1 protein-coding gene is annotated in these 1117 nt (G+C 62.5%); it reads right to left on the reverse strand.

Annotated features, from left to right (window positions below):
* Positions 1–13: 13 nt before the first annotated feature.
* Positions 14–940 (reverse strand): IS110 family transposase, encoded by a 927-nt coding sequence (locus tag EOA28_RS36545; RefSeq protein WP_129554534.1) that lies wholly within the window; start codon positions 938–940, stop codon positions 14–16.
* Positions 941–1117: the final 177 nt, after the last annotated feature.

The following is a 1117-nucleotide window of genomic DNA, read 5'->3' on the forward strand; positions in this document are numbered from 1 at the left end:
ATGGCAACTGTGTTCACGCGAATGCGGTTTTGTCGCGCATGATGGCGTTGAGGACGACCAGGAGCTTCCTTGCGACGGCGATGATGGCGAGTTTCTTGGACCCTGAGCGGGCAGCAAGTGCGGTATAGAAGGTCTTGAAGCGCTCACAGGTTCTGATGGCGGTGAGGGCAGCCATATAGAGGGCGCGACGCACGCGTGATCGCCCGCCCTGGATCTGGCTCCTGCGGCTGAGCTTGCCGCTCTTGTTGTCGAACGGGGCAAGGCCGGCGAGCGCGGCGATCGCCTTGGGTGAGCGCTGGCCGAGCTCGGGCAGGAGCGCCAGCAAAGAGAGCGCGCCGACATTGGAGACACCGGGCACGGAGACCATCAGCGCATGGTCGCGAGCGGTGTCCTGGTTTTGACGAATGACTTCGGCAATCTGGCTCTCGAACGCCTTGATACGCGTGTCGAGGAAGGCGATCGTCTCTTCCAGATCGGCAATGACGGCCTCCTCGAAAGCCTCGGCGAGGTGCTTCTTCAGCGCTGCCCGCATCTCGACCAAATGATCGCGGTGGCCGGCAAGCGATTGAAGCCGCTCGACTTCTTCGCTCGGCGCCGGCTCGGCCTCAGGGTTATAGCGACGGCCATAGTCGCTCAGCATCCTGGCATCGAGAGGATCGGTCTTGGCGCGCCGGCGCGTCGACTTCGAATAGTGGTGGGTGTGCGCCGGGTTGTGCCGCGAGAACGGCACGCCGGCCTTGGCCAGCGCATGGCGCAGCAGCCGGTCATGGACACCTGTCGCCTCCATGACGACGAAGTCCCGACTGGGATCAAGGCCTGCCACATAGGCGGCGATCGCATCGGCCTGGTTGTCGATGCGCCGAAGACGGCCGCTTGTCTCATCAAAAAAGTCGAGCCACTGCTTGGAGATGTCGCAGCCGACATAGTTCTGGGCTATCATGTCCACGCCTCTTCCTGTGGTGCGGGGTCTGCTTCGAACAGCCCCGTGCAACTGTTCAGGTTGATGGTTCACCGGTGGGAAGGGACCGGGCCATGCCACGGCCTGTCCGAAAGGACGACCACGATCCACTCGGTCTCCTTCCCACCTCAACCATACACCAGAACCAACACACAGGAT

Origin of the sequence: Mesorhizobium sp. M2A.F.Ca.ET.067.02.1.1, from assembly GCF_004023285.1 — a bacterium.
Lineage (GTDB): Bacteria > Pseudomonadota > Alphaproteobacteria > Rhizobiales > Rhizobiaceae > Mesorhizobium.